Origin of the sequence: Tessaracoccus sp. (assembly GCF_016714275.1) — a bacterium.
Classification (GTDB): domain Bacteria; phylum Actinomycetota; class Actinomycetes; order Propionibacteriales; family Propionibacteriaceae; genus Arachnia.
This window is the reverse complement of record NZ_JADJNP010000004.1, coordinates 339,130-362,507: the sequence shown is the minus strand read 5'-3', so window position 1 is coordinate 362,507 and position 23,378 is coordinate 339,130. Positions and strand designations below refer to the sequence as shown.

Genomic DNA, 23,378 nt, shown 5'->3' with positions numbered 1-23,378 from the left:
GTCGCGCGCGTCCGTAGGCTTTGCCGCCAGCCACCGGCGCGCGAACGCGGCGGACAGGAACCGCGACCAAGGGACGCACCATGACCTCCTCAGTCACCCGCGACGAGTCCCCGGTGGCGTCGCGCTACCTGGCCGTCGACGCCGCGCGCGGGTTCGCGGTGACGGCGATGATCATCGCTCACACCGCTCCCTTCCTCCGGCCCGCGCCCCGGGTGGTCGGACTGGTGGAGTCGCTGCTCAACGATGTCGCGGCGCCCCTCTTCGCCGTCGTCATCGGCGTGACGGTGGCGGTCACCGCAGCGCCGCCGGGCGCCGCAACAGCACGACAGCGCCGGTATCGGGTTCAGACGGCGATCCGAGCCGGCGCCCTCATCGCGATCGGGCTCCTTCTCGATCTCCGGTTCTCGGGCGTCGCCGTCGTGCTCCCGCACCTCGGCGTGACGATGCTCGCCATGTTGCCGTTCCTCTTCATGCGAACGCGGCCGCTCCTCGCCTGGGGAACAGCCTTCCTTGTGGTGGGACCCGCCGTGGTGACATGGTGCCGGATCTACGGCGTCCCAATGCTCAGCCCCAACTCCCCGCTGGCCGTTCGAGCGATGTTGGACTGGATCGTTCTCGGCCGCAGCTATCAGGCGTTGACGCTCCTGCCGCTGGCGCTCATCGGCATCGTCATCGGACGCACCATCCTGCGTCAACGCGGCGCGATGACCATCCTCCTCGCCGTGTCTGTAGCCGGCTTCCTCGCGGTGCAACTGTGGATAGCCCTGGATCTTCCAGGTCACTCCCTCCGTGGCGGATACGTCGAGGCGTGGCGAGAGGCGCCGCTTGCACTCGGGGCGCTGGCGGCCATCGTACTATTGACCGACCTCGCCCCGGACCGCGTCCTACGTATGACGGTCCCGCCCGCGAGAGCCGTTGCGGCGATGGGAACCATGTCCCTGAGCGTCTACGTGCTGCATGTCGTCATCCTCATGGGCCTCTATTCGGTACAGCCGACTGCGGCCGAAAGCGTTGCATTCTGGCGAGTGCAACCCCGCGGGTGGCTCGCTCAGGTAGGCCTCGTCCTCGTGTGCTGGATCTTCGCCGCGGCCTGGTGGCGCTGGATCGGCACGGGACCGGTGGAGCGCATCCTCGGCGTCGTGAGCGGCAGGCATCGACCGGCCACGCTGCTGCACCGGCGGCCACGCGTCCCCTCTTCCCGGTAGCATCTGGTCGACGATCGGAGGAAGCATGTTCGAGATCCTCACAGTGTGTACGGGCAACATCTGCCGGTCCCCGCTGGCCGAGTTGCTCCTGACGCAGCAACTGGCAGGCCTCCCCGGGCGGGTCCACAGCGCGGGGACCTACGACCTCGGCGCACGCCAGATGACCACCGATGCGCAGCGCTTGGCCACCCGCGAGGGGGTGTCCCCTGACGCCGCCGTCGCACACCGGTCGCGTGCACTGACCGAGGGCCTCCTGCGCAGCCCCGACCTGATTCTCGTGATGGCCCGGGATCATCGGCGTCAAGTGCTGGAGATGGCTCCGGTACGCATGCGATCGACGTTCACGATCCGCGAGTTCGCCCGCCTCGCGGCCGAGGCCACCGATGCCGAGCTCGCCACAGCCGCAGCCGAAGCCGGAAATGATCCATCAGATCGCCTCCGCGCCGCCTGCGATGTCGTCGCCTCGTATCGAGGCATGGCGCCCGCACCCGGCCACGCCGAAGACGATGACGTCATCGATCCGTACCGGCGCTCCTGGGACACCTACGAGTTGACCGCCTCCCACCTCCTCCCCGCCATTCGCCAGGTCTCGCGAGTGCTTCATCTGGCGACGGCCTATACCTGACCCAGGTACCTCATGTGTGAGAGTATCAACCGCATGGTCAGGCAATCCGTGCGGCTCAGCACCAGCGAAGGCGTCGACCTTGCAAACGCTTGGGTAGCCAGGCTTGCCCACTCAGTCGGCGCCCGCGCTTTGCTAATTAAGGGCGCAGCACTTCATCGACTCCAGCTCAGGCAGCCACGAGCATCCTCTGATGTTGACATTCTCGTGCTACCGGGGGACTTCGCGAAGGTGTGTCAAGCCCTCATCGGAGCCGGATGGCAAGAACGACGAGTCTCGTTTCTTCTGAAAGCGGCTCCGAACCACTCGCGCAGCTTCATCCATGCCGACTGGCCCTGCGATATCGACGTGCACTCCCACTATCCGGGGTTCCTCGCCGATCCAAACACCGTGTTCGACACGCTCTGGGCGCGAGCCAAAATCGAACGTTTCGCTGCCCAAGACTGTCTACGCCCTGACCGTCCGAGCAGCGCGCTGATCCTCGCTCTCCATTCGTTGCGCAGCACCGAGGACTCCGCCCGGCACAGACAAGAACTGAGCGAGCTCTATGAGGCGCCGTTTACGCCAGCAGAGCACGCTGCAATCGGGATGCTGGCGGCCCTCACGGCGAGCGCAGAGCCTTTGGATGCGGTTCTCACTACCCTCGGCGTCGACGCCCTTCCCCCAAGCGTCCCCGCTGGCCGTCCGATACGGGAAGCATGGCGCATCCAGGTCGGCCTGGACGGCAGCACTATGGGCACCTATCGGTGGGTGCAGGCGCTGCGGACTGCCCCGCTCGCTCAGAAGCCAACCGTGTTGTGGCGCGCTATATGGCCTACTGACGAGGACCTACTCCTCATCCGTCCGGGACTCCCCCTGAACCCGAGGGCGCGCAACGCCGCGCGCCGCCAACGCCTGCTCAAGGGCATCGCGGCGCTGCCCCGGGTCGTCCAGGCGGCCTGGAAGAGCCGCCGCCAGCGCTAGCCCCGCTAGAGGCGAACCGCGTTCCGAGTGACGCCGCGGGTGTCGAGCAGGTCGCCCGCCGCGCGCTCGATCTCCTCGAGGTCGTAGGCCCGGTGGGCCTGGAGCAGGACCACGAGATGCGCGTTCTCGAGGGCCTCCCCGAGATCCTCGACCCTGTCGAGCTCGCGGGTGCCCAGCCGCCACTTCTCCACGTAGGGGTCGTGGAAGGACACGTTGCAGCCCTTCGCCAGCAGCAGCTCGGCCAGCGGCACCGCGGGCGACTCGCGCTGGTCCGCGATGTCCGGCTTGTACGTCACCCCGAGCAGCAGCACCGACGAGCCCTTGGCCGAGCGCTCCTGCTCGTTCAGCTGGTCGACGATGCGGGACACGACGTAGGCGGGCATCGAGTTGTTGACCTCCTGCGCGAGCTCGACGAACCGGAACGGGTACCCGAGCTCCTTCCTGACCTCGTAGGAGAGGTAGTTCGGATCGATCGGGATGCAGTGCCCTCCCACGCCGGGCCCCGGCGTGAACGACATGAAGCCGAAGGGCTTCGTCGCCGCGCCCCGGATGACCTCCCAGATGTCGATGCCGAGCTCGTGACAGAACTTGGCCATCTCGTTGACCAGGGCGATGTTGACGTGGCGGAACGTGTTCTCCAGGAGCTTCGCCGTCTCCGCCTCCCGCGCCCCCTTGAGGGGGACGACGATATCGACGAACGAGCGGTAGAACGTCTCCGCCGCCGCGGTCGACTCCGCGTCGATGCCACCCACCAGCTTCGGGGTGTTCTTGATGCCGAAGTCCAGCCGGCCCGGGTCCACCCGCTCCGGGCTGAACGCCAGCAGGAAGCCCTCGCCCATGCGCAGTCCCGACTCCTCCTCGAGGATCGGGCCGCACACCTCCTCGGTCGTTCCCGGGTAGGTGGTGGACTCGAGGATCACCAGGGTGCCCGGCTTCAGGCCGCCGCCGATCACGCGCGCGGACTGCTCGACCGCCGTGAGGTCCGGGGCGCCGGCATCGGCCAGCGGCGTCGGAACGCAGATGACGACGACCGACGACTCGGCGACACAGGCGGGGTCGGTCGTCGCGCGGTACCCGCGAGCCAGCATCTCGCCGACCTCGGCGTCGCTCACGTCGTCGACGTGCGAGCGTCCGCTGTTGAGCGCCTCGACCTTCTCGGGCGACACCTCGAAGCCCCACACCGTCCATCCGGCCTCCGCGGCGGCCTGCGCCAGCGGCAGGCCTACGTAGCCTTGTCCGATCACGGTCAGGATCTTGTTCATATGCGTATATCTCTTTCGCTTAGCTGGGCATTCCGGGAAGGGGGCATCTACATCCGCCCCACGTCGTCGAGCAGCGCGGACCATCTGTCGATGACCTCGCGGCGCCTGCTCTCCTGCTCTTCGGGCGTGATCGGCGCGGGCCGCTCCAGCGCTTGGGCTCGCCGCACCGCCTCCGCGAGCGCCCCGGGATCGGGCGCGCTGAGGACGCCGGGAACCTGAGCGGGGACGACCTCCTGCATGACGCTGTCGTCGATCGCCACGACAGGACACCCCACCTGCGCCGCCTCGTGGAGGACGAGCCCGAAGGTCTCCCCGATCGACGTGTGCAGCATCACCGCGCTCGAGGCGACGAGGGGCGACGGGTCGGCCACGTACCCGTGGAACACCACCCGGTCGGCGACACCCAGCTCCCGGGCGAGTCCTTCCAGGGACTCGCGGAGCGGGCCGTCGCCGACGACGTCGAGGGTGTAGTCCCCGCCCAACTCGGCGAGCGTGCGCAGCGCCAGCGCGTGATTCTTGATCGGCTTGAGCGACCCGACCGTGACCAGCGCGTTCGGCCTGACCTCGACGTCCGCGACGAGTCCCACCGGCCGAACGATGTTCGGGATGACGGACATCTCGACGTCGAAGCCGGCGCCCTTCAGGTCACTCGCCAGCCGATCGCTCACGGCGACGACGCACGCGCCGCGCGGATACAGCAGGCGAGCCAGCCGACGCAGGCGGCGGGTCGAGCCGAAGGAGTGCTCCCACACGACCGCACGCGACGAGTGCCGACGGCCGAGCGCGAGCAGCGCCGGTATCGCCGCCCACGCGCCGCAGAGGACGATCGGCTGATCGGGCAGCGTGCGGGCCAGCCTGAGGATCCTCGGAATCATGGCCACCCGTCGCCATTTCACCACCGACGACCCCAGCGACCGATAGGCGATACCCGACTCCGCGGGAAAGGGCGAGGGGTTGCCGTCGGCGACGCAGATCACGGTCACCTTCCGAGACTCCGCCAGGGCTTGGGCCACCTCCATGACGGCGAGTTCCAGACCGAAGGTCGGCTGCAGCGCCGACGCGATGAGAATCACGCCGCCACCGCTTTCGTTCGTCTCGCTACCCACGACGCCTCGCCTCCGTTCGTCTCGCACGACCACTTCCCGCTCACCGCGACAGCAGCTTGTTGATCAACGACCGGGGCACGACGCCGCTCGCTCCCAGGGCCAGCGCCTGCACCGACGGGAACCGTCCGTTCGCCAGGAGGGCTCGGAGCGTTCGGGCCACGCCTCGGGCCGAGCGGGCCTGACACGCATAACGCAGCGGTTGGCCCGCGATGAAGTCGGCGAGCACCCGCGGCGGCCATACCCCGGCGCGGGTCATGCCCCACGCGAGGGAGGACTCCCAGTCCGGGCTCGAGGAGATGGAGCCGTCGGAACCGGTCCAGATCACCGACGACGCGTCCGCGATCTGCAGGATGCGGGCGCCGCCCTCGCGCTCGAGGCGATCCACCCAGTCCCAGTCCTGGTGCCGCCTGAGCGTCTCGTTCCAGACGACGCGGCGCGCGACCTCGCTCCGCACCACCAGGGTCGGCGTGCAGATCACCGCGCGCCCGACCTTCGGGCTGCGCCGCACGAAGAGATACTCCACGACGCTCTGGTCGGCCTTCTTCACCTCGGACGGGACGGGGGAGCTGGTCCCGTCGGTGCCGGCATTCCGGTAGACGATCTGTGTGCCGACGACGGCCACCTCGGCGTCCCCGAACATCGGGATCTGGGCCGACAGCTTCCCCGGCAACCACTCGTCGTCGTCATCGAGGAACGCGACGAGTTCCTGCCGGGCCGCCGCGATGCCGAGATTGCGGGCCGCTCCCGCGCGCCTCCCGCCGCCGGTGTAGAGGACCTGGTCGGCCCCCTTCACGAGTTCGTCGTCCAGCGAGCCGGGAGGCAGGTCGCCGACCACGATCAGCTCGACGGGCCCCGGATAGTCCTGGGCCTCGATCGACGCGATGGCTCTGGCCAGTTCCGGGCGCCCGACGGTGGGGATGACGACCGAGACACCCAGGTGTTCGGCGGTCACCGCGTGGCCCCCCGCCGCGAGTTCGGGCGGGCAGCCCGGTCAGCGACCGGCCGCTCCACCGGCCCATGCTCCTGCCGCAGTTGGGGATCCGCGATCACGAGGGCGAGCGGGACCCAGAACAGCGCGTCGATCGCGACGGGGTTCCAGGCCACCTCGAGCAGGCCGATCGTGAGGAAGGCAGCCCCCAAGGCGAGGCCGGAGCGCATCCGGCCGTCGGTGACCATCGCCGAGATCATCGCCTGCCTCACGAAGAGCGCCAGGAGCACCAGGGCGACGATTCCGCCGGAGAACAGGAGGAAGACGTAGAGGCTGTGCTGGCCGAGGTGCGACGGCACGAGCCCGGCCCGCTGGAAGATCGCCCACGAGTCGACACCCAGACCGGTGATCTCGTTGCCGCGGAGGACGATGAGGGCCCTCTCCCAGACATGGCCCCGGCCGCTGAAGTCCCCGGGTTCGCTCGTGAACGCCAGATAGACCGCGACCAGGATGAACCCGACGGGCAGAACGGTCAGGAATGCCCGCGCGCCCGCCCCTCCCGTACGGTCGGGGTCGCTCCGCACGGCTCTCCGGCCGAGCCAGGAGAGGAACAGGATGGCGGCCGCGGCGAGGAGGGCGTTCTGCGCGGTGCGGGACTCGGTCGCGAGCAGCCACAGCACCGAGAGCGGGAGGAGGTAGATGGTGCGCTTGAACCCGAAGCAGACGAGGTGCAGCACCGTCACGAGCGCGATCTGCATCCCCATGAGGTTCTCGGAGGCGTAGGGACCGACGAGCATGCCGTCGAACACGCCGCATTTCGTCTCGTCGCACGCGCGCCACGGATTCGACAGGAAGGGAATCAGCAGGCCGGGAACCGCCGCCGCGAAGGTGACCATCACCGCGAGCATGCGCCTGTCCATCGGCGAGCGCGACCGGGCGGCGAGCAGAGCGAGCCAGACCACGCCCGGCGCCAGCCGGATCAGCAACGCGCCCTCCGAGAGGTTTGCGGCGTTGTGCGCGATGTTCACGCTGGCCAACCAGGCCCAGAGCAGCAGGACGTACACGACGGAGGATCCTGAGATGGCGTGGGCCGGCGCCGGCTCCTTGCTGAACAGCGGGGCGAGAAAGGCCACGATCGCGAAGAGGGTATAGACCAGTTTGACGCCCGTGATGTCGGCCACGGGGGTCATGCTCCCGACGAATCCTCCGACGCAGAACACGAGCAGACCGAGTGCCGTCCACCCCGTCGGGCCTTCACGGAGGTACCGCACGATGCGCGGCAACTGTCGAAGAATGACGAGAAGAGAAAGCCCGAAAATGGCATACTCGATGATTGTCTGTGCCATGAGCGTTCTATACCTCGGGGGGACTGGTAATCGAAACAGGCTCACCAAGAGGTGCACCGATGTACTGCACCGCTCCCGCGGCCAGTACAGGGCGTCACGCTACGCAACTCCCGGACCGAGGTCAAGTCTCCGATGAGGCTCGGATGGAGGCCCGTGTCACGGGCGATCGAGACCCGTTCGAGGCGCGCCAGGAGGGCTTGGCGATGTCGCCGGATGGCCGACAGAGGCTATTGTTCCGGTGGGGGGTACCAGGGCAGAAGGCAGCGGGTCGCGAGCGCCAAGCGCCGCGGAAGATCATCGGAGGACACAGTGGGACTTGGAAAACTCGCGGATAGGATCACCAGCGCCATGCCGGCACCAATCAGCCGGGTATCACAGCGCATCCTCTCGGGCATCAAAGTCCGTCGCGAATTCTCTATCGACTGCCACGACTACCTGAGCACATCGGGCCATATGCCCGACGACGAACTCCCCACGACGCAGCGGGAGAGAGACATAACCATCGCCTACCACCAGGTGGAGAAGGGACTCAGCCTCCCGGAGCCGAAGCGGCCCTTCGGCCAGAGCGCGCGCGATCAGATGACGTCGCTCTCGCAGCACCCTCACTACCTTCAGGTCAGCGAAGTCGCCCGCGAGGCGACCAGTGAGGCGCTCGAGGCGCTCGACCTGTGGGCCAACGATGAGCATATTTCTCCCGCCGCGACTCCGGCCGGTGTCGCCCCCATGGCGCGGCCCGAGCTAGACGACTTCTTTGCGTCCAGACGCAGTTGTCGGAACTACGACATGTCCCGCCCGGTCTCGGAGGAGGCGTTGATGGCGGCGGTAAGCGCCGCCCAGCAGGCGCCGTCGGTCTGCAATCGCCAGGCGGGCCGCGTCCGAATCCTCACGGAGCCTGCACATATCAAGGCCGCATTGCGCCTTCAGAACGGGAACCGCGGCTTCACGGACGGGGTGCCGACCTTGGCCATCGTCACCGTGGATCGGCGCTATTTCCGCGGTCCCGGCGAACGCAACCAGCGGTGGATCGACGGCGCGCTATTCGCGATGACGCTGGTCTGGGCGCTGCATGCACAGGGGCTCGCCACCTGCATGCTCAACTGGTCGATGGGTGCCACCGCCACGAGGGCATTGCGGGAATGCATGGGATTCGGCGACGAGCTGGACGTCATCTGCATGGTCGCGATCGGTCATCCCGCAGCCGGATTCCACGTTGCCCGTTCTCGGCGCCGCCCTCAAGCGGACGTGCTGACCTGGAACGAGGGACACCCCTCGGCCAACTAGCAGGTCACTTCACGAAATCGCGGGTGACGGCGAACATCCGCGCCAGGTCGCGGCGTCCGGCCGGGAGCGCGCCGACGAGCACGATGAAGATCGCCACGACGGAGACGCCCGCGAGCGCTACCGCGGACCAGGATGGTGTCTGCAACCGCTCGCCGAAGACAAGCGCGGCCGCGGCGTAGCTGATCGCCGCGGTGGCGAGGATGCGGGCCCCGTTTCCGAGGAACTTCGGCCACTCGTAGCCCGCCGTACGCGCGAGCCAGATCACATTGGTCGGCCAGGCGAAAGCCAGGCCGACCAGATAGCCGCGGGCGAGCCCTTCGATGCCCCAGTTCGACCCGATGAGCACCGCGAGAACCGTGATCGGCTTTGTGAGGAGGTTGTAGTTGAGAAGCTGCCTCGAGAGCCCTTCCGTGAGGAATCCCCAGTAGCTGATGAACGACAGCGAGTGCAGGCATTCCGCCGCCGCCAGGATCTGGATGATCGGCACGGCCGGCCCCCACTGGTCTCCCAGCAGGAGGGGAACCAAGGACGGGGCGGTGAGGGCGAGGAGCACCATCGCCATGCATACCGGGATCGCCACCAGGGCCTGCATCTTGACCAGCAGGTCCGCGGGGCGTTTACCGCTCTTGCGCGCCTCGTTGAGCATCGGGATCGCGACCTGCGTCAGCGGCGCGAGGAACCCCCCGATCATCGTGACGGTCAGCTGGAATCCGCGGTTGTAATGGCCGAGCCGCACCGAGCCGAATCGCACGCCGGCGACGAGGCTGTCCACATTGCTCGCGGCCCAGGTAAGCACGTGGGCCGCTCCCAGATGCGCCCCGGATCTGACCAGGTCACCGGTTCCCTGGCCTCGCCTCGGGCGCCACGGCACCCACCGGGCGGCGCCGATCTGCACGAGCAGGAGGACGAGCGCGCCGCCGACCGCCTGCAGCACGAGCGCCCAGTATCCCCACCCGAGGAGGGCGGCGACGACGGCGAGCGCCAAGCCGACCGTTGGCGCCAGGAAGTTGCTCAGCGCCAGCGCGGAGAACTTGAGTTGGCGGGCGAGCTGCACCTGGATCTGAGCCTGCGCGCCGCCGAGGAACAGCGTCACCGCCATCGCGGGCACGATGTATTCCAGCCGCGGTTCGCTGTACAGGCGCACGATCAACGGCGTGGCCGCCACGAGGAGAAGACCGGTTGCCGAGCCGAGCGCCCAGGACAGCCAGAAGAGGTTGGAGGCCTGCTGCTGGCTTAGTTCCTTGGCCTGAAGGGCGGAGCTGGAAAGCCCGAAGTCTCGGACGAGTTCGGCCAGTGTCATGAAGGCCATGACCATCGCGAGGAGCCCGAAATCACCGGGGCTCAGGAGACGCGAAAGGACGACCACGCCCACGAGCTGAACCAGCATGCGTCCGCCCTGCGCGAGCAGCGTGATGCCGCCGCCCCGCGCGCCCTTGTGACGCAGTGATTCCGTCACTGTCGACTCCCTCCCGCCCGGCTCAGAGGCTGAGGGAATGGCGCAGAAATCCGAGGCCCGCCGCGCGAGCGGCGTCCAGCCGCTGCTCGGTCGTCGCCCGGTCCACCCGGCCGCCGAAGTCACCGGCTATCGCGGCCACCTCCGCCGCGTCGGTGGCGATGGCGCCGCGGGTGGCGAGCAGGTCGGCCAAGCTGTGGAACCGGTCGACGCCGCGGCTCTGGTTGGGGATCCCCGCGTGCGGGGTGTTCAGCACCCCGGCGAAGAGCATGCCGTGGAACGAGTCGGTGACCATGAGTTGAGCGTTCGCGATCAGGTTGAGCCACTCGGCGGGAGAGGGACGCGTCCCCGCGCCTCCCTTGCCGTCGGCGTTGCCGATCTCCAGCACCTCTGCCCCCATCTCATCCGCGACGCCCTGGATCACCCTCGAGAACTCCGGGCTCCGGTCGAGCACATAGGCGAGGACGTACTGTCCGGCCGGCGTGCCCCGGAAGGCGCCGGTGCGCCGGATCAGTTGCTCGTAGCGTTCGGGTGCGAGGAGGAGCGTCGGATCCGGCATCGTGTCGGCGTCGAGCCCCAGATGCTCCCTGATCCACCGCGTTCCCGACTCCTCGCGACAGCTCAGCCCGTCGAACCGGCCCATGAGTTCCGACGCCGTCGTCACCATCTGGGGCGACCACGCATTGGCCTCCGTCGATCCGAACGACGCCGCGTAGGCCACCTTGCGCCTCCCGTCGCCCTCCGGGAGGAAATCGAGCAGGTAGGACGGAACATCTCCGTAGGCCGAGCGCCACACCTGGTCGCTGCCGACGACGAAGGCGTCGAACTCCTTGAGCACCCGGGCCCGCGGCCTTCTCGTGTACGGGGGGAAGAGGCTCGTCGTCGCCACCTCTTCGTGCACGAAACCGCGGACGCGCGCGTCGCCCCGCCACCGGGCGTCCCCGGGCAGGATGTTCAGGCCGCTCGGAAGGAGATTGCGCACCGGGCGCGCCACCGCTCGCGCGGTGTACGGCACGAGCCTCGCCGGCCTGTCCGATCGGTCCGTGAACGGGTCCGCGCCCAGGTCCTTGAGCGCCTGCTGCAAGGCCCAGGCCTGCAGGATGCCGCCGTAGTTGCCGCGCCGCAGCGGGAGGGTTCTGATGAGGATCTTCATATGTCAGAGAGCTCCATGGGAAAAGGGGAATAGCGGGACATGTGGGACGGCACCTTCTTCTCCGGGGCTCATCACGGCATCCCGCGCGACCCGCGCAGCAACCTGCCGCCGACAACCGTGCGAAAGGCCCTGATGTAGCCCTGCTCGGGCGCACACACGCCCAACAGGTTCCCGGGCAGCAGACCCTGGATGATCCGGGCCCACTTGGACCTGATGTTCAGCATGCCGAGGAGGCCGTCGTGGTCCTCGTCTCGCACGTACTTGACGAATCTGCTCTCCCAGAGCGGAAGGGAAAGGGACGCGGCGGGGTAGAAGTCCTCGATCATGCGCAACACGACACTGATCTGCGCCAGTTCACCGCGTCCCAGTCTCTTCTCGCGCGCAAACCCGAGCGAAAGGCCCATCAGTTCAAAGCGGATCAGTTTCTTCGCCAGAGCGCCGCGAGACTTCGCATCGAGCGCGTACGGCCAATCCTGCTCGAGGAGGTTACGGACCGGATAGAGCGTCGTGCTGAGGGGATATCTCGCAGAGGTGAGCCGATCGTCGGCGTCCGCCTTCAATTGATATCCCGCGCGGAACCGCGAGCAGACGACGCTGCGAGCGGCGTTCCAGAGGTACAGCCCGATCACCAGGTCCTCTCCGATCGGGACCTGGGAATCAAACCGCGGCGAGGCCGGAGGGCGCAGGAGTTGCCTGCGAACCAGGACCCCCTGCGGGGCTGTCCGATCGTTGAGAAGGTCGCGATGCGGGCGCAGCCCCGTACGCCGTCCGACGCGCGGACACGGCGTGGAGAAGAACCGCGCCTGCTCGGAATGGACCTGGCCGACGAGGAGATCCGGATGCCCATGGGCACCGGCCTCGTCCGCCCAGAGCCGCAGCGCGTCCGCGTCGAACAGGTCGTCGGAGTCCAGGAAGGCGATGTAGGAGGCCCGAGAAACGGAGATGCCGTGATTCCGCGGGCCAGCAGGAGAGCGAATGGAGTCGCGGAACTCGTGGAACTCCAGGTCCGCGGAGGGTGTCAGCCCGGATGCTTCAATGATCTCCTCGCGTGAGAGATTGTGGCAGATCACCAGCGCCTTCACACCCGGGAGGCCCCCCGACAACACGCTGTCCACAGCCCTGCGCAGCGGGCGTGAAACGGAATGCACCGGGATGATCACGTCGATGTCGACCATCGGCGGGTTCGCAGGCGGTCGCCTCGTCATAGCTTCCTCTCGTACCGTGACGATCCAGAAGTCCCGTCGCTCCATCCCCGAGCCCAAGATACAGGACGGAGGTCCAGACCGACACGCGATCGAGATGCCTACCGCTCCCAACCATCCAGATGGCTGATCCTGGAGCAGCGCGCGCCCGACCGCACGTCGGGAAGCGCAAGACAGCATCCCAGCTACCGCGGCGGACTCTCCATCGGACATGTCTCGGCAGCGCGCTTATGCGTTCAGGCTCAGCGCGATCACCCGAAGTCACGCCCCCTCCACTACGGCTGCGCCCCCGACCTCGGCCGCAAGCCCGAGGCACTTCGTGGATGGCGTTGTGAGATCTCCGACACCGCCTCACCTGTTCCTACGGCCATCGTCACCAAAGTCAGTAACCGTCTGTCCTTGGCTCGACAGCTCCAGTCCGGCCTGGCGGCACTCGCACGGAACACGATCGAGGTGCGCGGCCTTGATCGGGTAGGCCCACAGTTGGCGATCTCGCGAACACGCACGCTCGCCAATCACGCGGTTCCTGACAGGATGGAAACGACCTGATGCTGCGCCGCGGGCTCTGAGTTTCGGATACGCGGATCGCCCACTAGTATCTGGGAGCACTCTCTTCTGGTCGCGAACGAGCCAAAAGTGCAGGCCGCGACGGGTGGCGAGTTCAGATGTGGGGGAAAGCGGACGGTAGCGTCCGCACGACGCCTTCGGCTCACGAGCATCGAAGGAGGAGGATCGGTAACCGTGCATCAGGACCCCCCACGGATGTTCTCACCCGCGGATGACGCTTCAAGGAAACAGGGGCCGCCTGCTTCACCAAACCAATCCTCGCCACACGACCGCGTCCAGCGCTGGCAGCGAATCTATGCGAGGCGAGTACTGGTCGCGGATCTCCTCGTCATCCTCGCCTCGGTAGCCACCGCGCAGCTTGTTCGCTTCCGGCTGCTCGGCGAGCAGGAGACGGTGCTCGTCAACGGCCGATGGCCCGAAGACGTGACCGTCAGCTACACCGTGCTCTCGGTGGTCCTGACCATCATCTGGATGATCACGCTCCAAGTGCTGGAGACCCGCGACCACCGGATCATCGGGGCGGGGTTCACCGAGTACAAGCGGATCCTGGACTCCACCGTGGGAACCTTCGGCGTGTTCGCGATGCTCGCCCTGATGTTCAAGGTCTCGACGGCTCGCGGCTACCTCTTCATCGCCTTCCCCCTAGGCCTACTCCTGCTGCTGGCATCCCGGCTTCTCTGGCGGAGGTGGCTGAACAGTCGCCGCCGCAGTGGTCGTTTCCAGTACCGCGCCGTCATCGTGGGCGACCTTGAGAAGGGCCTGCACGTCGCGCGGGAGATCGCACGCGAGCCGAACGCGGGGTACCGCATCGTCGGGGCGGTGGCGGAACGGCTGAACGGCGACGACGGCGAGGTTCTCGGCGCGGTTCACCAGAGCCCGAACTTCTCGACCGAGACCATCCTCGCCGTCCTCGACGAGCTGGGAGCGGACACGCTCGTCCTCACCAGCTCCGACACCCTCAAGCCGGGCAAGATGCGCAGGCTCAGCTGGGCGCTGGAGGAGCGCGAGGTGGAGCTCGTGGTCGCCCCCGCCCTCACCGACATCGCGGGCCCCCGCATCCACACCCGGCCGGTGGCCGGGCTGCCCTTGATCCACATCGAGTTTCCCGAGTTCACCGGCCGCAGATACTGGGCGAAGCGGGCGTTCGACGTCATCGGCTCGGGGCTCCTCATCCTGCTGCTCTCCCCCGTGCTCATCGCGGTGGCTCTGGCCGTCAAGCTCACGAGCAGGGGTCCCCTGTTCTTCGCGCACACCCGCATCGGGCAGCACGGCGAACCCTTCAAGATGTACAAGTTCCGCTCGATGGTCCCCGACGCCGACGCCCAGCTCGCTGAGCTGCTCGCCGAGCAGGGCACGTCCGACCAGCCCCTGTTCAAGGTGCAGAACGATCCCCGCATCACCCCCGTCGGCAGGTTCATCCGCAGGTACTCGCTCGACGAACTCCCTCAGCTCTTCAACGCCTTCCTCGGCAGCATGAGCCTCGTCGGTCCCCGCCCGCAGGTCGAGGCCGAGGTCGCGTTGTACGACAACGCCGCTTACCGCCGCCTCCTCGTGAAGCCGGGCCTCACCGGCCTGTGGCAGGTCAGCGGGCGGTCGAACCTGTCCTGGGAGGACGCGCTCCGGCTCGACCTCTACTACGTCGAGAACTGGTCGCTCACAGGCGACATCATCATCCTGGGCCGCACCTTCAAGGCGGTGCTGTCACCTGACGGCGCGGTTTGAAGGACGAGGCACGCTGGAACCATGAGCGCACGCCGACGGATCCTCCAGCGAGTGTTCCTCCTCTACCTCGCCGCGATGCTCGCCGTCGTCCTCCTGCCCATCGGCGGCCTGATCGACACCATCGTCAACGCGATCCACGCGGTGGGCCAGGGGCTGGGCGTGCCGGACGTGCTCACGCCGAGGCGGTGGGAGTTCCTGCTCAACGTCGTCCTCTTCGCCATCCCGACGGCGCTGGCCGTGCTGCTGTGGCCCCGGGTGGAGCGCTGGGTCTGGCTCGCCGTCGCCCTCGGCGGCTCGGTGCTCGTCGAACTCGTGCAATACCTCGCCCTGCCGCGGGTCGCGGACGCACGCGACGTCATCGGTAACGTCTCCGGCGCCATCGTCGGGCTCGCGGCCGTGACGATCCTCAGCCAGCCGGGGAGAGTCCCTGGGGCGCTACTCCTTCAGGACACCCCGATCACGGGGCCGACCAGCCCGTCCGCCGTCGCGAACCTCGCGCAATCCGACGCGGCGTCCTCACGCCGGCATTTCGACACTGAGTCCGACGAGTCGCCGCGGTGATCGCCCAGCATCAGGAACCGATCGTCGGGCACCGTGATCGGCGCGAAACAGCGCCGCGAACGCGGCTCCGTGGTGCAGTCCTCGACGCCTGCCACGAAGGGAACGTCGTCGTAGATGTACGGCTCGGTCAGGGGCTCGTCGTTCACGGTCAGCCTGCCCTCGAGGTCGCAACACGACACCTTGTCCCCGGGGACGCCGATGACCCGCTTGACCAGCGCGTGGTCCAACCCAGGGCCGTACCCCAGCACGCCGGCGGCCCACCTGAGCGCGCTCTTCGGGCCGTCCACCGTCGGCATCGGCGCGCCGAGCCACTGCTCGCTCGCGTTGAACACCCACACGTCGCCCCGTTCCGGGGTGCCCGCGGTGCGGTTGACGAGGATCATCTGGCCGACGCTCAGCGTCTGCTCCATGGAGCCCGACGGAACCCGGTACACCTTGACCACGAAGCCCTGGACCACCGCCACCAACAGGATCGCGATCAGGAAATGGGACCACACCGGCAGCCCTCGACGGTGCGCCTTCCGCTGCTTGTCAGCCATGGCCGAATCATACGAGCCTTAAGGGAACGCTCAGGTCCACCGGGTAGAGTGATGCTTCGCCCAGACTGTCCACCGAGCCGAGAGAGGGTGTATGGGAGTCTTCAACAAGGCGGAGAAGCGCATCGAATCCGCCGTCGAGAAGGTCTTCGCGCGCGCGTTCAAGGGCTACGTGCACCCGGTCGAGATCGTCGCGGGCATCCAGCGCGAGCTGGACGCCGAGGCCAAGCTGCTCAGCCGTGAGAAGCGCCTCGTGCCCAACGTGTTCACGATCGGCCTCGCCCAGCTCGACTACGACCGGCTCGCGCCCTACTCCAAGACGCTGAACTCCGAGATCCTGCCCAGCATCCGCGACCACGCCGCGGACCGCTCCTACGTGTTCAACGGGCCCATCTCCATCGACTACGTGCTCGACACCTCGCTTCCCACCGGCCAGTTCACCGTCGCCAGCGAGGCCGTCGCGGCCGATGCCACGGGCGCGGCGCAGCAACAGGCCCGCGCCGGGCGCATGGTGCTCGAGGTGAGCGGCATGCGCCACCCCCTCGTCGCCCCCGGCCTGTTGATCGGCCGCGGCTCCGAGGCCGACCTCCGCCTCAGCGACCCCGGCATCTCCCGCAGGCACGCCATGATCACCGTCTCGGGCGACCCGGATCACCCCGTCATCAGCATCGAGGACCTGGGATCCACCAACGGCATCCTGGTCAACGGCCAGCGCGTCACGAAGTCGCGGATCGGCGAGGGCACCCGGATCGAGATCGGCCACACCAGGATGCTGGTGCACACCCCGTCGGAGTCGTAGCCCGTGTCCGACCTGATCGTCGCCGCGATCAAGATCGTCTTCCTGATCCTGCTGTGGCTGTTCATCCTCTTCGTTGCGAACGTCGTCCGCACCGACATGTTCGGGCGCCGCGTGCCGACGTCCTCGCTGACCGCCATCCCGGCGGACCGCGGGCGTAAGCGCGGCAAGAAACAGGCCAACCTGCCCACCCGGTTCGCCATCACGGCGGGCCCGCAGCAGGGCGTCTCCGTCCCCGTCGAGCCGACGATCAACCTGGGCCGCGCCGCCGACTCGACGCTCCTCCTCGACGACGACTACGCCTCCGCCCGGCACGCGCAACTGGTGCAGGTCGATCCGTCGACCTGGATGCTCAGCGACCTGCAGTCCACCAACGGCACCTACGTCAACGGCAAACAGGTGGTCGAACCCACGAAGGTCACGGTCGGCGATGTCGTGCGGATCGGCAAGACGCTGATGCGGCTGGAGATCTAGGCAATGCTCAGCCTGCGCGTGCACGCGCACTCCGAGGTGGGCCGGGTCCGGAAGAACAACCAGGATTCCGGGTACGCCTCGCCCACGCTGCTGCTGGTGGCCGACGGCATGGGGGGTGCAGCCGCGGGCGACCTCGCCTCCGCCGTCGCCGCCACCGAGGCCGCGAAAGCAGACACCCGCGCCGTCGACGGCGAGGAGATGCTGAGCCGTGCGGCAAGCATCTTGACCCGCACCAACGCCCGCCTTTCCGACCTCATCGACGACGACCCCGAGCTCGACGGCATGGGCACCACTTTCTGCGGGGCGTTCTTCAACGGCGAGCAGTTCGGCCTCTGCCACATCGGCGACTCCCGCGGCTACCTGCTCCGCGGCGACGAGCTGACGCAGCTCACGCACGACCACTCCTGGGTCCAGTCCCTCATCGACGAGGGCAAACTCACCCCGGCGCAGGCCGCCGTGCACCCTCACCGCTCCCTCATCCTCAAGGTCCTGAACGGCCGCATGGAGTTCGAGCCGGACCTCGAGCTCCTCGACGCCCGCATCGGCGACCGCATCATGTTCTGCTCCGACGGCCTCAGCGGCATGGTCGACGACATCGCCATCCGCGTGCTGCTCGGCCACGACGACCTCGCGACCGGCCTCGAGGCCCTCGCCCAGGCGGCGAACGCCGCCGGCGGGCACGACAACATCACGATCGTCGCGGCCGAGGTCGTCGCCCACGACGAGGACCTCGACGCCCGTGCACCGCTGCTGGTGGGCTCGGTCACTGAGGTGACCGTCCCACAGGTCGCCGGGTTCGGCGGTCTCCTCCCCCACTCCACCTATCCGACGCCGCCCGCGCAGGACGCCGGGCACGACGCCGACGAGGTCGCCCGCTACGCGCCGCACGAATCGCACCGACGCTGGCCGGGCGCTCTGGTGATCCTGCTCGCCGTCGCGCTGACCCTCGGCCTCGGCACGTGGGGGCTCGTGACCTACGCGCGCAACAGCTACTTCGTCGCCGCGGCCGACGGCTATGTCGCGGTCTACAACGGCCTCCCCGGCTCCGTGATGGGGTTCACGCTGAGTTCGCTGATCGAACGCACCGACATCCCGGTCGCCGACCTGCCGCGGTTCTATCAGCGCGGCGTCGAGGGCGCCATCAGCGTCTCCGGCAGGGACGCCGCCACCGTCACCACCAGCGAGCTGCGCGCCATGGCCGAGCGCTGCGTCCAGGTCCGCAAGGACCGGCAGGATGCCGCGGAGAACCCGCGCCCTGACCCGGCCTTCACCGGCCCCGGACTACCGGTGGCGCCGGGCGCGACGCTGTCCACATCCGCGTTCCCGGCGGCGACCCGCACACCCGTCCCGCTCCTCACCGCCGCTCCCGGCACGTCGGCGCCGTCGGCTCCTGAAGACGACATGGAGGCCTGCTGATGTCGGAACGGGTGCAGCCGGCGGTCTCCGATGAGGTGATCGTCTACCGGAAGCGGCGGGGCGTCGAGCTCGCGCTGCTGCTCATGGCGCAGACCTTCGGGTTCGCGGGCTGGGTGATCACGGAACTCAACCTGTACGGCGAGCTGCCGTCGACTCTCCTCCCCGTCGCGGCGGTCTGGTACGGCATGGGGCTCGCGGCCCACGCGGTCGTCCGCTGGCGCATCCCGTACGCCGACCCCATCATCCTTCCGACGGTGTTCCTCCTGAACGGCCTCGGGCTGGCGATGATCTACCGGATCGATCAGATCCCCGAACCGCCTCGGACCGACTCGGCGACGCAGCTGCTGTGGACGGCGCTGGGCCTCGTGCTGTTCGCGGGCGTCCTCATCGCCCTGCGCGACCACCGTCGCCTCCAGCGCTACCCCTACCTGCTGTTCATCTCCGGCCTCGTGTTGCTGCTGCTGCCTCTGGTTCCGGGAATCGGACACAAGTCGGGCGGCGCACAGATCTGGATCCGCGTCGCGGGGTTCTCGTTCCAGCCCGCGGAGGTGGCCAAGATCATCCTTGCCATCGCGTTCGCCGCTTACTTCTACGAGAAGCGTGAGGTGCTGGCGCTCGCCGGGCGCTCGTTCCTCGGGCTCCAGCTCCCCCGCGCCCGCGACCTCGGCCCCATCCTCGTCATGTGGCTCGCCAGCCTCGGCGTCATGGTGTTTCAGAACGACCTGGGCACCTCGCTGCTGTTCTTCGGGCTTTTCACGGTCATGATCTACGTCGCGACGGAGCGGCCCGCTTGGCCCATCCTGGCCGGCATCCTGTTCATCGGCGCCGGACTCGCCGCCTATGAGTTCACCAACCACGTGCCGCGGCGCGTGAATGCCTGGCTCGACCCCTTCAGCGACTACGACGCCAATCTTCAGATCATCTCCGCCCAGTTCGGCTTCGCCTGGGGCGGGCTGTTCGGCCGCGGGTGGGGCCTCGGCCGCCCGGGCCTGACACCGCTGGCGAAGTCCGACATGATCGCCGCCGCGCTCGGCGAGGAGATCGGCATCCTCGGCCTGATGGCCATTATCATGCTGTACGCGCTGCTCGTCGCGCGCGGCTGCAAGGCGGCCCTGACATCGCCCGACGGCTTCGGCAAGCTGCTCGCCGTCGGCCTCAGCTTCGTGTTCGCGCTGCAGGTGTTCGCCATCATCGGCGGCGTCTCGCGGCTGCTGCCGCTGACCGGCCTCACCACCCCGTTCATGAGTCAGGGCGGCTCCAGCCTGATCGCGAACTGGATCATCGTCGGCATCCTGATGGTGATCTCGCACCGCGCGCGCATCCCCCAGGCCGCGACGGCGACCCCGCGCGAGGCGCTCGACGAGACGACGGTGATCTCGCGATGAACGGCCCCATCCGCAAAGTCAGCGTGTTCATCGCCATCCTCATGGCGGCGCTGCTTGCCAACATGACTGTGATCTCCGTGGTGCGATCCGACTCGCTGAACGCCGACGGCCGTAACCGCCGCGTCCGCGACGCCGAGTTCTCGCAGAACCGCGGGGCCATCCTGGTGGGCACCGATCCGATCGCCGAGTCCGAGCCCCGCTCCGGCCGGTTCCCGTACGTGCGCACCTACCCCGCGGGCGAGACCTGGAGTTCCGTGACGGGCTGGTTCTCCTACGACTACGCGCGCTCCGGGCTCGAGCAGAGCTACAACGCGGAGCTGTCCGGGGCATCGACGGAGCAGTCGTTCGAGCGGATCCTCGACCTGCTCGCCGGCCGTCGCACGCAGGGCGCCAACATCTCGACGACGCTGAACCCCGCCGCGCAGCGCGCCGCCGTCCAGGCGCTGGGCGACAAGCGCGGCGCGGCCATCGCGATGGACTACTCCACCGGGGCGATCCTCGCGCTGGTATCGACCCCCACATACGACCCGAACCGGTTGTCGACGGTGGATCTCGCCGCCCAGCGCGAGGCCTGGGACGAGCTCCTCAACGCGAAGGACGAGCCCCTGAAGAACCGCGGCACGCGCGAGGTCTACCCGCCCGGGTCGACGTTTAAGCTGATCACCGCCGCCGCGGCGCTCGAGGACGGCATGGTGCCGGACTCCATGGTCGACTCACCCAACTCGCTCCCGCTGCCGAACTCCAGCCACTCGATGGGCAACTCCACCAACTGCGGCGGCACGCAGGTGACGCTGCAGCAGGCGCTCATGACGTCGTGCAACACCGCCTTCGGCAACCTGGGGCTCGACCTCGGCGGCGCAAAGCTCCGCGCCATGGCTGAGGCGTTCGGGTTCAACCAGGAACAGACCATCGACATCGCCGCGGCCACGTCACGGTTCCCCACGGAGCTGGACGAGTCGCAGGCCGCGCTCAGCGCCATCGGCCAGTTCGACGTCGCCGCCTCCCCGCTGCAGATGCTGCAGGTCGCCGCGGCCATCGCCAACGACGGCGCGATGATGCGGCCTTACATCGTGAGCGCGGTCACCAACCGCGACCTCACAGTCCTCAGCTCCACCACACCGCAGAAGCTCGGGCAGCCCATCTCGCGGTCGACGGCCAAGCTGCTGCAGCAGATGATGGTCGCCGTCGTCGAGGGAGGGACCGGACGCCCCGCGCAGACCTACGGCGCCGTCGTCGGCGGCAAGACCGGCACCGCGCAGACCGCGCCCGACCGGCCGCCGTACGCGTGGTTCGTCGGCTACGCGGAGGACCCGAAGGTGGCGATCGTCGCGTTCGTGGAGGATGCCGACATCGACCGCGACGACATCTCCGGCGGCAGGCTCGCCGCCCCCATCTTCAAGGCCGTCTTGGAGGCTTTGCGATGACGTTCTTAGATTTCACTCATGATCATGGTCCAAAATGGTCCCTGTACGACCGAAAGGATGCGCGATGACGGAGCGAGGAGCGCTGCTCGGCGGCCGCTATCAGCTGGACCAGGTCATCGGCCGGGGCGGCATGGCCGAGGTCTGGCGTGCGCGTGACCTGAGGCTGGAACGCGATGTCGCCGTCAAGCGGCTGCGCATCGACCTGGCCAGCGACCCGACGTTCCAGGCACGATTCCGGCGCGAGGCCCAGTCGGCGGCGGGCCTGAATCACCCGAACATCGTCGCCGTGTACGACACCGGCGAGGAGAAGGACGGCGCGTCCGACGTCTCGGTTCCCTACATCGTGATGGAGCTGGTCGAGGGCGTGACGCTGCGCGAGGTGCTGCGCGACGGCCGCAAGATCGTCCCCGAACGCGCCCTGGAGTTCACCGCCGGCGTGCTCGACGCGCTGGCCTACGCGCACCGTGCCGGCATCGTGCACCGCGACATCAAGCCCGCCAACGTGATGCTCACGCCGGGCGGCACCGTCAAGGTGATGGACTTCGGCATCGCCCGCGCCGTCGCCGACACGTCCGCGACGATGACGCAGACCGCAGCCGTGATCGGCACCGCGCAGTACCTGTCACCGGAGCAGGCGCGCGGTGAGAAGGTCGACAACCGCTCCGACATCTACTCCGTCGGCTGTCTGCTCTACGAACTGCTGACGTCCCAGCCGCTGTTCAAGGGCGACTCGCCGGTGTCGGTGGCCTACCAGCACGTGCGCGAGGCGCCGGTTCCTCCGTCGCAGATCGACGACGAGATCACGCCCGCCATGGACGCGGTGGTGCTGAAGTCGTTGGCGAAGGATCCCCGCGACCGGTACCAGGACGCGAGCGAGTTCCGTGACGACATCTTCCGCACGCTGAACCATCAGCCAGTGATGGCCGCGATGCCGGTGGAGGCGCCCACGCAGGTGATCCCCAACGACCCGATGACGACGACCGCCCGCCGCGGCGTGATTCCCGCCGCGGCGCCGACGTCTGCCCCCTCGCCGGTGGCCGTCACGGAGGTCGGCACCGAGCTGGCCGAGGAGGACAGGAAGAGCAGGAAGGGCATCATCGTGCTGTCGATCGCGGCCGTGCTGGTCCTCGCCGCGATGGTCTATGGCATCTACACGATCATGAACCCGAGCACCCCGGAGCCTGGGCCCTCGACGTCGTCGGGGCCGACGGTGAAGATGGTCTTGGTTCCGAACCTGACCGGCGACAACCTCCAGCAGGCCCTGGCCCAGTTCGACGACATCGATCTCGTCCCCGATCCCCAGGAGAAGGAAGGCCCCATCGAGACGAAGGGTCAGGTCATCGACCAGAATCCGAAGGCGCGCGACGAGGTGCCCGCAGGCTCCAAGGTCACCTTCTGGATCAACTCCGGACCGAACGAGTTGACGGTCCCCTCCGGCATCCTCGACGCGCCCGTCAAGGAGGCGAAGGCCATCCTGAAGGAGAACGGCTTCGACAACGTCAGCACCACCGACGCACGGCCTCACGTTCCCGGCGATTCGGGAACCGAGCCCAACAACGTGCCTGCCGGTCAGGTGCTGAGCTCCAGCCATCAACCCGGTGAAACGGTCTCCCCCGACACGAGGATCACGCTGACGGTGGCGACCGGGAAGTCGGTCGTGCCGCGCTTCACGGGCATGACCGAGGCCGAGGCTGCCGCCGAGGCCACGAGGGCAGGCTTCGGGATGCCCACGTTCGAAGAGGAGGAGACCACCGCGCAGGCGCCCGGAATCATATTCGGTCAGGATCCGACGAGGAACGCCGTCGCGGACCGCAGCGACAAGATCACCCTGAAGGTCGCGAAGGCGGTGACCCCGACGGACCCGCCGGAGGACAACGGCGATGGCGGGAACGACGGTGGCGACAACGGAGACGGCGGCAATGGCGATGGCGAGAACCCGTGACCCGCACCCCGTTCCTTGAGCAGGGCCCCCGCGC

General features: G+C 68.1%; 20 protein-coding genes. 12 read left to right on the top strand and 8 right to left on the bottom strand.

Translation table 11 applies throughout. The features are described from left to right. Positions 1–80 precede the first annotated feature (80 nt). From IPJ61_RS15860 to IPJ61_RS15850, 3 genes are read left to right on the top strand one after another with little or no spacing between them, the layout of a single operon-like run. Positions 81–1,205 carry an acyltransferase family protein gene (locus IPJ61_RS15860; protein WP_297109736.1) on the top strand — a complete coding sequence of 375 codons (1,125 nt, stop codon included), beginning with the start codon at positions 81–83 and terminating at the stop codon, positions 1,203–1,205. 25 nt (positions 1,206–1,230) lie between these two features. Continuing rightward, positions 1,231–1,830, top strand: coding sequence for an arsenate reductase/protein-tyrosine-phosphatase family protein (locus IPJ61_RS15855; protein ID WP_297109734.1), 600 nt, complete (start codon positions 1,231–1,233; stop codon positions 1,828–1,830). Positions 1,831–1,842: 12 nt separating this feature from the next. Then, positions 1,843–2,790: a nucleotidyltransferase family protein gene (locus IPJ61_RS15850; RefSeq protein ID WP_297109731.1), complete on the top strand. Its 948-nt coding sequence runs from the start codon at positions 1,843–1,845 to the stop codon at positions 2,788–2,790. 5 nt (positions 2,791–2,795) lie between these two features. On the opposite strand, the gene IPJ61_RS15845 is transcribed toward IPJ61_RS15850, so the two are convergent. The 4 genes from IPJ61_RS15845 to IPJ61_RS15830 are packed head-to-tail and all read right to left on the bottom strand — an operon-like array spanning position 2,796 to position 7,432. Then, positions 2,796–4,052, bottom strand: a complete 1,257-nt coding sequence (locus tag IPJ61_RS15845; RefSeq protein ID WP_297109728.1) for a nucleotide sugar dehydrogenase — start codon at positions 4,050–4,052, stop codon at positions 2,796–2,798. A 47-nt stretch (positions 4,053–4,099) separates the two neighbouring features. Then, complete coding sequence (locus IPJ61_RS15840) at positions 4,100–5,158, bottom strand: glycosyltransferase (protein ID WP_297109725.1); 1,059 nt, start codon at positions 5,156–5,158, stop codon at positions 4,100–4,102. A gap of 40 nt (positions 5,159–5,198) precedes the next feature. Further along, positions 5,199–6,110: a glycosyltransferase family 2 protein gene (locus IPJ61_RS15835; RefSeq protein WP_297109722.1), complete on the bottom strand. Its 912-nt coding sequence runs from the start codon at positions 6,108–6,110 to the stop codon at positions 5,199–5,201. Next, the gene (locus IPJ61_RS15830) at positions 6,107–7,432 is read right to left on the bottom strand and encodes an O-antigen ligase family protein (RefSeq protein ID WP_297109719.1); all 1,326 of its coding nucleotides are present in this window, start codon (positions 7,430–7,432) and stop codon (positions 6,107–6,109) included. The genes IPJ61_RS15835 and IPJ61_RS15830 overlap by 4 nt, the downstream gene beginning before the upstream one ends. Before the next feature lie 348 nt (positions 7,433–7,780). Between IPJ61_RS15830 and IPJ61_RS15825 the strand changes: the two genes are divergently transcribed. Continuing rightward, positions 7,781–8,713: a nitroreductase family protein gene (locus tag IPJ61_RS15825; protein ID WP_297109716.1), complete on the top strand. Its 933-nt coding sequence runs from the start codon at positions 7,781–7,783 to the stop codon at positions 8,711–8,713. A 4-nt stretch (positions 8,714–8,717) separates the two neighbouring features. Here IPJ61_RS15825 and IPJ61_RS15820 read toward each other — a convergent pair whose 3' ends face one another. From IPJ61_RS15820 to IPJ61_RS15810, 3 genes are all read right to left on the bottom strand, one after another. Next, positions 8,718–10,169: a lipopolysaccharide biosynthesis protein gene (locus tag IPJ61_RS15820; protein ID WP_297109713.1), complete on the bottom strand. Its 1,452-nt coding sequence runs from the start codon at positions 10,167–10,169 to the stop codon at positions 8,718–8,720. Positions 10,170–10,191: 22 nt separating this feature from the next. Beyond that, positions 10,192–11,319 carry a polysaccharide pyruvyl transferase family protein gene (locus IPJ61_RS15815; RefSeq protein ID WP_297109710.1) on the bottom strand — a complete coding sequence of 376 codons (1,128 nt, stop codon included), beginning with the start codon at positions 11,317–11,319 and terminating at the stop codon, positions 10,192–10,194. Positions 11,320–11,390: 71 nt separating this feature from the next. Next, entirely contained in the window at positions 11,391–12,524 is a 1,134-nt protein-coding gene (locus IPJ61_RS15810) for a glycosyltransferase family 2 protein (protein ID WP_297109707.1), read from the bottom strand. Between the two features lie 738 nt (positions 12,525–13,262). Between IPJ61_RS15810 and IPJ61_RS15805 the strand changes: the two genes are divergently transcribed. Further along, on the top strand, positions 13,263–14,810 hold the full coding sequence (locus tag IPJ61_RS15805) for a sugar transferase (protein ID WP_297109703.1): 1,548 nt from the start codon (positions 13,263–13,265) through the stop codon (positions 14,808–14,810). A 21-nt stretch (positions 14,811–14,831) separates the two neighbouring features. Beyond that, a complete protein-coding gene (locus tag IPJ61_RS15800) occupies positions 14,832–15,371 on the top strand; it encodes a VanZ family protein (protein WP_297109700.1) in 540 nt (179 codons plus the stop codon). On the opposite strand, the gene lepB is transcribed toward IPJ61_RS15800, so the two are convergent. Continuing rightward, complete coding sequence (lepB, locus tag IPJ61_RS15795; protein ID WP_297109698.1) at positions 15,254–15,910, bottom strand: signal peptidase I; 657 nt, start codon at positions 15,908–15,910, stop codon at positions 15,254–15,256. The two genes, IPJ61_RS15800 and lepB, sit on opposite strands and share 118 nt — an antisense overlap. A gap of 91 nt (positions 15,911–16,001) precedes the next feature. Between lepB and IPJ61_RS15790 the strand changes: the two genes are divergently transcribed. From IPJ61_RS15790 to pknB, 6 genes are all read left to right on the top strand, one after another. Continuing rightward, the gene (locus IPJ61_RS15790) at positions 16,002–16,706 is read left to right on the top strand and encodes an FhaA domain-containing protein (protein ID WP_297109695.1); all 705 of its coding nucleotides are present in this window, start codon (positions 16,002–16,004) and stop codon (positions 16,704–16,706) included. Between the two features lie 3 nt (positions 16,707–16,709). Further along, complete coding sequence (locus tag IPJ61_RS15785) at positions 16,710–17,177, top strand: FHA domain-containing protein FhaB/FipA (RefSeq protein ID WP_297109692.1); 468 nt, start codon at positions 16,710–16,712, stop codon at positions 17,175–17,177. Between the two features lie 3 nt (positions 17,178–17,180). Continuing rightward, positions 17,181–18,593 carry a PP2C family protein-serine/threonine phosphatase gene (locus IPJ61_RS15780; protein ID WP_297109689.1) on the top strand — a complete coding sequence of 471 codons (1,413 nt, stop codon included), beginning with the start codon at positions 17,181–17,183 and terminating at the stop codon, positions 18,591–18,593. Next, positions 18,593–19,978 (top strand): FtsW/RodA/SpoVE family cell cycle protein, encoded by a 1,386-nt coding sequence (locus IPJ61_RS15775; protein ID WP_297109686.1) that lies wholly within the window; start codon positions 18,593–18,595, stop codon positions 19,976–19,978. Before IPJ61_RS15780 ends, IPJ61_RS15775 begins: the two co-directional genes overlap by 1 nt. Continuing rightward, positions 19,975–21,402 carry a peptidoglycan D,D-transpeptidase FtsI family protein gene (locus IPJ61_RS15770; RefSeq protein ID WP_297109683.1) on the top strand — a complete coding sequence of 476 codons (1,428 nt, stop codon included), beginning with the start codon at positions 19,975–19,977 and terminating at the stop codon, positions 21,400–21,402. Before IPJ61_RS15775 ends, IPJ61_RS15770 begins: the two co-directional genes overlap by 4 nt. 64 nt (positions 21,403–21,466) lie before the next feature. Next, positions 21,467–23,344 (top strand): Stk1 family PASTA domain-containing Ser/Thr kinase, encoded by a 1,878-nt coding sequence (gene pknB, locus IPJ61_RS15765; protein ID WP_297109680.1) that lies wholly within the window; start codon positions 21,467–21,469, stop codon positions 23,342–23,344. Positions 23,345–23,378 lie beyond the last annotated feature (34 nt).